This is a genomic window from Paenibacillus sp. P4_A9 (assembly GCF_056402415.1).
In genome coordinates this window covers 58,324-67,288 of record NZ_JBFUHL010000032.1, presented here as the reverse complement: position 1 = coordinate 67,288, position 8,965 = coordinate 58,324, and the positions used below count along the sequence as shown (strand labels likewise).

Annotated in this window: 9 protein-coding genes; all 9 read right to left on the bottom strand. The window is 43.3% G+C overall.

Translation table 11 applies throughout. The annotated features are described in order from the left end of the window. On the bottom strand, positions 1-965 hold a 965-nt coding region (locus AC1DVJ_RS19430), incomplete at its 3' end, for a PEP/pyruvate-binding domain-containing protein (protein ID WP_477592883.1). Between the two features lie 154 nt (positions 966-1,119). Beyond that, on the bottom strand, positions 1,120-2,175 hold the full coding sequence (gene gap / locus AC1DVJ_RS19425; protein ID WP_477592882.1) for a type I glyceraldehyde-3-phosphate dehydrogenase: 1,056 nt from the start codon (positions 2,173-2,175) through the stop codon (positions 1,120-1,122). Between the two features lie 262 nt (positions 2,176-2,437). After that, positions 2,438-3,538, bottom strand: a complete 1,101-nt coding sequence (locus AC1DVJ_RS19420) for a Gfo/Idh/MocA family protein (protein ID WP_477592881.1) — start codon at positions 3,536-3,538, stop codon at positions 2,438-2,440. 17 nt (positions 3,539-3,555) lie between these two features. After that, positions 3,556-3,996, bottom strand: coding sequence for a MaoC/PaaZ C-terminal domain-containing protein (locus AC1DVJ_RS19415; protein ID WP_477592880.1), 441 nt, complete (start codon positions 3,994-3,996; stop codon positions 3,556-3,558). A 22-nt stretch (positions 3,997-4,018) separates the two neighbouring features. Next, positions 4,019-4,852, bottom strand: a complete 834-nt coding sequence (locus AC1DVJ_RS19410; RefSeq protein WP_477592879.1) for an amidohydrolase family protein — start codon at positions 4,850-4,852, stop codon at positions 4,019-4,021. A gap of 6 nt (positions 4,853-4,858) precedes the next feature. Further along, positions 4,859-5,383, bottom strand: a complete 525-nt coding sequence (locus AC1DVJ_RS19405; RefSeq protein WP_477592878.1) for a MaoC family dehydratase — start codon at positions 5,381-5,383, stop codon at positions 4,859-4,861. Further along, the gene (locus AC1DVJ_RS19400; RefSeq protein ID WP_477592877.1) at positions 5,376-6,542 is read right to left on the bottom strand and encodes a CaiB/BaiF CoA transferase family protein; all 1,167 of its coding nucleotides are present in this window, start codon (positions 6,540-6,542) and stop codon (positions 5,376-5,378) included. Before AC1DVJ_RS19400 ends, AC1DVJ_RS19405 begins: the two co-directional genes overlap by 8 nt. A gap of 51 nt (positions 6,543-6,593) precedes the next feature. Further along, positions 6,594-7,736, bottom strand: coding sequence for a CaiB/BaiF CoA transferase family protein (locus AC1DVJ_RS19395; protein ID WP_477592876.1), 1,143 nt, complete (start codon positions 7,734-7,736; stop codon positions 6,594-6,596). Beyond that, positions 7,733-8,887, bottom strand: coding sequence for an ABC transporter substrate-binding protein (locus AC1DVJ_RS19390; RefSeq protein ID WP_477592875.1), 1,155 nt, complete (start codon positions 8,885-8,887; stop codon positions 7,733-7,735). Before AC1DVJ_RS19390 ends, AC1DVJ_RS19395 begins: the two co-directional genes overlap by 4 nt. Positions 8,888-8,965: the final 78 nt, after the last annotated feature.

The following is an 8,965-nucleotide window of genomic DNA, read 5'->3' as shown; positions in this document are numbered from 1 at the left end:
ATGTCCTGCATATCTTTATAATGCTGTTCTAGCTGCTTGGATGCAGTGAACAACTGCTCGTATATAACTGGCATTTCGTGCTTCAGCTGAGCAATCGCCAGAGGTGTCCTTATCCCTGCTACCACATCTTCTCCCTGTGCATTGATCAGGTATTCACCGAAAAATGTATTCTCCCCAGTGGATGGATTTCTCGTAAAAACAACACCAGTACCGCAATTACTGCCCATATTGCCGAATACCATGCTTTGAATATTGACGGCTGTTCCCTGTTCATCTGGAATTCGATTTATTTTACGATAAATCTGTGCCCTTTGATTGTTCCATGACTTGAAAACAGCTTCAACGGCCATGCGTAACTGCTCGTATACATTTTGAGGGAAATCTTTGCCTGTTTTCGCCCGAATGCACTTTTTATACGCTAGGATAAGCTCCTTCCAACCTTCAATTGTAACATCTTGATCGTGTTCCGCTCCTGCTTTCTCTTTCAAACGGTGCAACAATTGTTCGAAATGGTACGATTCAATGCCCAGCACGACGTTCCCAAACATCTGCATCAATCGGCGGTAGCAGTCGTAAGCGAACTTTTCATTGTTCGTAAGCGAGGCCAATCCTTGAACCGTTACATCATTGAGACCGAGATTCAATATGGTGTCCATCATCCCTGGCATCGAGCTTACAGAACCTGAACGTACAGAAACAAGAAGCGGATTGCTTGCATCTCCGAAGGTTTGTCCCTTCTGTATTTCCAGCTGTCGGAGAGCTGCTCCGACTTGTTCAAACAACTCTTCTGAGATTCGGTTGCCCAGTTTAAAAAAGTTTAAGCAAGCCTCCGTTGTAATCGTAAAGCCTGGAGGCACTGGTAGACCAGCCCGTGTCATCTCAGCGAGATTGGCTCCCTTTCCACCGAGTAAAGCTTTCATTTGAGCATTTCCTTCTTGAAAGGGTACCACTTGTTTCTGAGTCATCTTTTGTTTGCCTCCTTATTATTGATGAAACATTCGATTGAATTGCACAAACTATAAAATTTTTTATATCCGTCCGTTGGTAATGTTGCAATCACTTCATTACACGATTTACAAATGATTACGCCAAGTTCATGCCGATGAATGGTATCCAATGTTACATGGTTTGTGTTAGACATTCCGCTTCCCCCTTTCGTTGTGTACTTTCCATACGTGACATATAGGAGACTAAATCAATGACTCGATTTGCGTAACCCCACTCATTGTCATACCAAGCGAGCAGCTTGATTTGGTTATCCTGCGTCATAATGCTAAGACCGTCAATGATGGCGGACTTCGCATTGCCAATATAATCAGCAGAAACAAGCGGTAATTCATTGTAGTCAACGAAGGTTCCAATTTGTCCGGCAATCGCCTGTTTGATGGCTAATTTCACTTCGTCGACTTTTATTTTACGACCGACTACGACTTGCAGATCCAGCAGTGAAACGTCCTGTGTCGGAACACRTACGGAGACACCTTGAATATGGGATGCGAGATGAGGAATAACATCAATAAGTGCTTTGCCCACTCCAGTCGAAGTTGGAATAATAGAATTCGTACACGCCCTAGCACGGCGAAGATCTTTATGCGGGTTATCCATATGATTTTGATCATTCGTATATGCGTGAATCGTTGTCATCCACCCCATCTCGACATGAAAAGCTTCATCCAGAATATGCAGAATTGGTGCGATACAGTTGGTTGTACAAGAGGCTGCAGAAAGTAAATGATGCTGCTTGGGATCATATCGGTTTTCATTTACTCCCATGACAACAGTTAGATCCATGTCCATACCCGGTGCAGTAATTAAAACCTTTTCTGCTCCACCAGATATGTGTCGTTCAGCACCATGCCGATGATTGAACTGTCCGGTTGCGTCTACGACTAACTGGACACCATAATCCTCCCATGGGAGTAGATTGGGTTCTTTTTCACAGATGACAGCAATCTGCTGCCCATTAATCCGAAGTAGGTTGTCATTTAATACTTCGATGTTCGCGTCCCAAGTGCCATGAACCGAATCATATTTCAACAAATGGGCTAACACATGAATGGGACTAGTTGAATTGATCACTTTCACTTCGAAATCCTGCTGATTAAGGGTCAATGCTCTTCTTAAACATAACCTACCAATTCTACCTGTACCACTTAAGCCAACTCGCATCTCCATCCCCCCAACCCCTATTTAGTATGTCATAAATGTAACATTACATTAAATAATACACAATATATACTTGACTATTGTAACAATATTGTCATTTATTCTTTTAAATTCATATATATTATGTCATATATAGAAGGAAACTTAATACAAGTAAATTAGGCGAAAATGCTGTCTTTGGGGTGAATTCAAGGTTTGGGCAAAGAAAAAAGAAGCATTCCGATGCTTGCACACCTTGGCGCTTCTTCTTTCTTTTATTACTTTTATTCCCTTACTCAATTTCCTTCAGCCAAATCGGGCGATTTTCATCCATAGACCGATAAGCAGCAAACACCGCTTGCAGCGTTAGTAAATTATCTTGAACACTGTTTTCCGGCTCACGGTCTTCTTCAATGGCCCGCATTAATTCTCCCATCGTGCCTAGAAAAGCATCTGGAAACCATCTGCCTTCAAGTTGTGGCGTAAACCAATAGGCTGGATCAATTTTTCGAGAAGTAAAACTTAATGTATCCTTCTGTCCGATAGGGTAATTATATAAGGCCCCATTGGTACCTTTAATCACGCCTTCAGTTCCCTCAAAACGGAAAGTAGCATACCAATCATCTTGTCCAGCTATATTGTTATGATTATCGTGAATGAGTCCCCTTGTCGTATCCCCTGGAAATTTCATATGGATCAAGGTCCGAGTTTCACCTTTACATGCTTGATCTGGGAATTTGGCTCCATCCGCATATACATACTCAGGTGTTCCAAATAAAGATCGAATGGCATCTATATAATGGATGCTGTGATACATCAACTCTGGATGATCAATCTTCGTAAGCCATGGCCAGAGTGACCAATCCGTATTCACATTCACTTGAATCGAGGCCTGTGTCACCTGCCCCAACCAACCTCTTTGAATAATGGTACGGCTCGCACGAATTCCCGGTGCCCATCGCAATTGCTGGTTAACGGCTCCTTTAATATCCGCCAACTCACATGCTTCCACAATACGCTTGGCATCCGCATACGATTCGGCAAGCGGCTTTTGACAAAGTACATGTTTGCCTTTCGCTGCCGCACGCTCTACTACTTCAGGTTGAAATTTAGAAGGGATTGCAATATCCACAATTTCAATTTCGGGATGATCCAGTAATTCATCTAGTGTTCCGAAAATATTTGGGAGTGAAAATTCACCTGCAACTTTTTCAGCTTGACTACGATTCGTATCATAAATCCCGACAATGTTTAGACCACCCATCCGATAGGCTGGGAGATGACAGGCTTGCACGATAGCACCCGCGCCAACAATACCGATCCCCTTGCTTTTATTCTGAGGTACTTTGGGTTTATAGTCTAAATCTAGCAAAGCACTTTGCTTCAGTTCCATAGTAATCAACCCTTCGCCTATTTCTTCTTCACCAACAATAAGTGAGCGCAAGCCAAGACTACTTGATTATGTTGATTGAGCACTTCTACTTGTTCAGTCACCATGCCGTAAGCCTGACGCTTCGGATATTCTTCTTTAGCGGAAATAGTTGTACGTACACGAATCGTATCCCCTATATGCACAGGTTTTACAAACCGAAGCCGATCGTACCCATACGAGAACGCCTCGGGATTCATTACCCCGGCAGACATTCCGATCCCTACACTAAATATAAGGGTGCCATGCGCGATACGTTGGCCGAATTCCTGCGTTTTACACCATTCGGCATCCATATGATGCGGGAAGAAGTCACCCGTTTGACCCGCGTGCATAACAATATCTGTTTCGGTAATCGTTCTGCCTAATGTTATCCGTGAAGAATTCAATTCATAATCCTCAAAAAACATAGACTGGATCATTTATTTAGCCTCCATTCAACTTCTATAAACGATAAAAATTCGCAGCTGTATGTCCCAGCACGGAATCAATTTCGGCCTTCGAGCGACCTTCCAGCGCTTTGTTCGTTTCATTCATTACTTTCGCGTAATCACCAGCCAAATTCGCAACAGGCCAATCACTGCCGAACATAAGACGCTCCGCTCCGAATATCTCGAATGCATAATCCATATAGGGTTTAATATCTGCAGCTGACCAATTTTCCCAATCCGCAGCCGTATTAAGCCCAGATAATTTGGCATATACATTCGGATAACTTGCCGCTCTCTTCATCAGACTAGCCCATGGCTCCATCTGTCCATCTTTAATTGGCGGTTTAGCCAAATGATCGATGACGATTCTTAGATCAGGAACTCTTTCAGCAAGCGTAGGTACGTGCTCTAAGTGTCTAGGCAAAACGGCCACGACATCAAAAGTCAAGCCGTAGGATGCCAACACCTTCAAGCCTTCGATAACTTCATCCTGCACGACCCAATCCGGATCCTTCTCTTCATGAATCAGATGGCGGATACCCTTAAATAAAGGATTTTGGGTATAAAGCTGCAGCTTCATTGCAGCTTCGTCCGGTTTATTCAGCGGTACCCAACCTACTACACCCGCTACCCAATCATGACTGGCAGCAGTTTCAAGCATATAATCCGTATCTTCATAGGAATCCATCGCTTGCACGATGACTGTTTTATCAATCCCAGCCTTTTTAATTAGCGGTTCGAGTTCAGCAGCCTCAATGGTTCGGTATATAGGTCCATATGCAGGTACTAACCAGGGATAGGCAACTTTATCCAAATTCCAAAAATGCTGATGGGCATCAATTCTCATCTCTCATCATCCCTTTTTCTCGATTTGATCTTGCCATTGCTCTGGAGTTCGATACTTCACCGTTTGTAAATGTTCACAATAGAGGACGAGCTCGCCCTCATTTTTATACACTTCGTAACTTACTTTGACTAATCCTAACTCTTTGTACTTTGGACGCTTTTCCAAATGTGTACGCACTGTGTAGATGGTGTCACCAATAAATACGGGTTTAATGAAACGAAGCTTATCATAGCCATAGCTAAATGTATGAATGTTGTTATGTGCCATCAAACCTAGACCTACGCTGAAAACAAAAGCGCCAGCAACTAATCTGCGCCCAAAAATGCCCTCTTCTTTGGCAAAAATTTCGTCAGCTACATAGGGATGCATATCCATCACTAAAGCGTTAAATTGCATGCTCTCGCCTTCTGAGAGTGTACGACGCATGGAACGAATCTTCTTACCAACCTCAAACTCCTCATACATCCAATCCTCCGTATTAAACAAAGGGATATCTTGGTGTGGGCGATTAACATTTTTTATTTCACTCATTTATAAGCAGCTCCTTCATTATTGAGTTATTGTCTTCACCGAGTTCCGGTGAGCCTACTGTCGATGTGAAAATTTGTCCGTCTATTCGAATTGGACACCTCGTAGTAATTAGACTAGTGCCATTTTTACGAGTGACCTCTTGCGTCATATGTAATGTATGGAATCCTTCATGCAGCAGCAACGTATCCCAAGACATCAAGTCAGCACACCAAAAGTCTACGGGTTCAAGGATTGAAAGCCAACGCTGTGTTGTTTCGGTTTGCAAATGCTCCGCAAGGATTCGCTTGATTTCATCGCGCTTCGTCGCCCACTCATTCGGATCGGTATAGGTCAATAAGGCTGTGCAATCAAGCAGCTTGCCAAGGTCTACAACGGACCCCATTGCGAGTGCAAGATAGCCGTCTTTCGTCTTGTAGATTCCGTATGGGGCTCTTAAATAAGCATGGGCATTATTTATACCGCTTCGTTCGGGAAGTTTACCGCCATCGTTCAAATACGTTGTCAGCACCTCGAATTGAAAGTCCAGGGTAGCCTCAAGTAAACTTGCTTGAACGAAAGCCCCTTCCCCCGTAATCCCGCGTCGCACTAAGCAGGATAAAATACCTTGCACCAATTGTACGCCTGCCATCATATCCGCAACAGCTAAACCAAATGGCATAGGTGGTTGGTTGGCATCACCGTTTAACCAGGCGAGGCCACTTAACGATTGTACGAGTAAATCCTGCCCGGGTCTGTCACGCCATGGACCTTCATGTCCATAGCCGGTAATTTCACCATAGATGAGTGCTGGGTTTATTTCATGAACTCGCTCGTAATCCAGTCCAAGTCGTTCCATTACGCCTGGCCGGAAGTTTTCAATAAGTACATCCGCTTTACGGATTAAGGATTTAATAATTTCAAGTTCATCTTTATTTTTCAAATCTACAGCGAAGCTTTCTTTATTCCGATTAATGGAATGAAATAACGTGCTGTCACCGTCCAACTCCAAATTAGAAATATATAAAGTCCGGCAGATGTCACCTGTTCCGGAACGTTCTATCTTGATCACCCTCGCGCCAAGATCGGCTAATCGCAAAGCAGCAGAAGGTCCGGAAAGAAACTGACTGAAGTCTAGTACGAGCATACCATCCAGAGGTTTATGCATTGTAGTTATTCCCATGTTGTCAACTCCATATATAGGGATCTTTGCGTGTGCGCAAAGTCTCTCTGCTTAAAGCAGAAATTCTTTATCCAATCTTTCATTATCTTCGCCGATACGCGGGGCCCATTTGTCGGATTCAAGTAGGGTTCCGTTAATCCGAATCGGACAACGTGTCATTTGCAGACTAGGGGTTCCAGGTCTCGTGACTTCCTGAATCATATTCAACGTTTTAAATCCATCATGCTCAAGYAATCGATCCCAGGTATAAACATCGGCGCACCAATAATCAGCGGGTTCCAATCGATCCAACCATGCCCCAGTTGTTCGCGTCTTGAGGTGCGTTACTAAGATTTGCTTGATTTCATCTCGGCGCGTGAACCAGCTTTTCGGATCGTTATAAGCAGTTAAAGCATCACATTCCAGAAGTTCCCCAACTCGGATAATCGAACCCATGGCAAGGGCTAGATAACCATCCTCTGTTTCATATATGCCGTACGGAGCCCCTAAATAGGCATGCGCGTTATTCACAGAGCTTCGGACAGGCAATTGTCCGCCATCATTCAGATGCGTCGTCAATACTTCAAACTGAAAATCCAAGATCGATTCAAGCAAACTAACTTCTACCAGCCCGCCAATACCTGTGCGGCCACGACGTACAAGACACGCAAGGATGCCTTGAACTAAATGTGCACCGGTAAATAAATCTACAGCAGCCAGTGCAAAAGGCATGGGAGGTTGATCTGCGTTACCATTAAGATAAGTTAGGCCGGATAACGATTGGATTAACAAATCTTGACCTGGCTTTCCTTTCCATGGTCCTTCTTTTCCATATCCGCTAATACTGCCATAGACGATTTTGGAATTGATTTGTTTAACGCTTTCATAATCTAAACCAATTTTATCCATCGTTCCCGGGCGAAAGTTTTCTATCATCACGTCTGCCTGTTCAATCAACTTTTTTACTTTGATAAGATCGTCTGGGTCTTTTAAATTCGCTTGATAGCTTTCCTTATTTCGGTTAATCGTATGGAATAACACGCTATCGCCATCCGATAATAAGTTATTTAAGGACAATTGGCGGCAAGAGTCACCGGTTATAGGCCTTTCTATTTTAACTACTCGCGCGCCAAGATCCGCAAGTCGCAATGCAGCAGATGGCCCGGAAAGATATTGACTGAAATCAAGCACTAAAAGTCCTTCTAGCGGCTTCATGGATTATCCTCCTTGAGCGATTCACGATACAAAATGTCCAACTTTGCCAATACTTCATTTGGATTACCGCCATCTCGAATATAATCTCGGACAACAYCACCTGCATGATCTTGAAAGTGAAAATATCCGCTGTACCTAGGACGCAAATAAGCGCGATCCAATGCTGGCAAGGTATCTTTGTAATAATTTTCAGTTTGACGATTGACCTCTTCATCGAGCCATGCGGCTCTGTGACCAGGTTGACCGCCGCTCTCGAAATAAATGGTTTTTTGGATATCCGCACTTGCTGTAAACATAGCGAAGTTCAATGCTTCATCCATGTGTGTGCAGTTGACCGAAATCGCTAACCCTGTTCCGCCTAAGGTAGATCTCAATTTCCCATAATCGCCGATAGACACCATGTCCGTAGAACGCACTCTGTATTTAGAGTATCCTCGTCTGGCATAATTGGAATATCCGTAAGCAAAAGGACAGTAATAAATATCTTCACGCGTAGTTAACGCTTCCATGACCTTAATTGGATTCCAATCCAACATTTCCGCTGTGCAGTAATTCGTTAGTTCTTTAAGTTGATCCAGCACCCTAAGTCCCATTTCTGTACTAACAACGCTTTCATTATTGGTGAATGGTTCTTCGCCTTGCGTGTAGCAAAGCATATAAAAGTTCATTAGTGTATCAATCGGAATTCCAGCAAAAGCAACCTTTTTTTGTTTAGCTAACGCAATTAGATCTTCCCACGTTTCTGGCAAATGAAGCCCGTCTTTTGCAAATAAATCAGGGCGATATGAGGACACAGGCGTTGCTGCATCAACAGCTAATGCACTTTGATAACCATCAAAATTATAGCTAAGGTGCGATTTACCTACTGAATTTGCTGCTTGGTCAGCCATAAACTCGCGAGGAAGCTTCTGATCCAAGGGAACCAAAATATTTTTATCCGCGGCAAACCCAGCCCATGGATGGTCAATAATCAATAAATCATATTTCTCTGCTAACATTTGAATCGGATAATCAGCAAAATGCTGCAGCGAACGTTTCTCCCAAGTAATTTCCACGTCTCCATGCAACTCCATATATCGTTGCGAAGCAGCTACTACTGAAACATAACCCCTTGAATGATTCCATGTAATACCGCGAAGTTTTTTTGTCATCGTTTTAGCCCCTTCATTTTCTGGTAGTACCAGAATACCACAACTCCTTGTTTTCCTCAATCAATTTCAGTATAGTTA

Bases quoted from the DNA above. Each gene is read 5' to 3' on its own strand.
- AC1DVJ_RS19420 (WP_477592881.1), bottom strand. From the start codon at position 3,538: ATGGAACTGAAGCAAAGTGCTTTGCTAGATTTAGACTATAAACCCAAA.
- AC1DVJ_RS19415 (WP_477592880.1), bottom strand. From the start codon at position 3,996: ATGATCCAGTCTATGTTTTTTGAGGATTATGAATTGAATTCTTCACGG.
- AC1DVJ_RS19410 (WP_477592879.1), bottom strand. From the start codon at position 4,852: ATGAGAATTGATGCCCATCAGCATTTTTGGAATTTGGATAAAGTTGCC.
- AC1DVJ_RS19405 (WP_477592878.1), bottom strand. From the start codon at position 5,383: ATGAGTGAAATAAAAAATGTTAATCGCCCACACCAAGATATCCCTTTG.
- AC1DVJ_RS19400 (WP_477592877.1), bottom strand. From the start codon at position 6,542: ATGGGAATAACTACAATGCATAAACCTCTGGATGGTATGCTCGTACTA.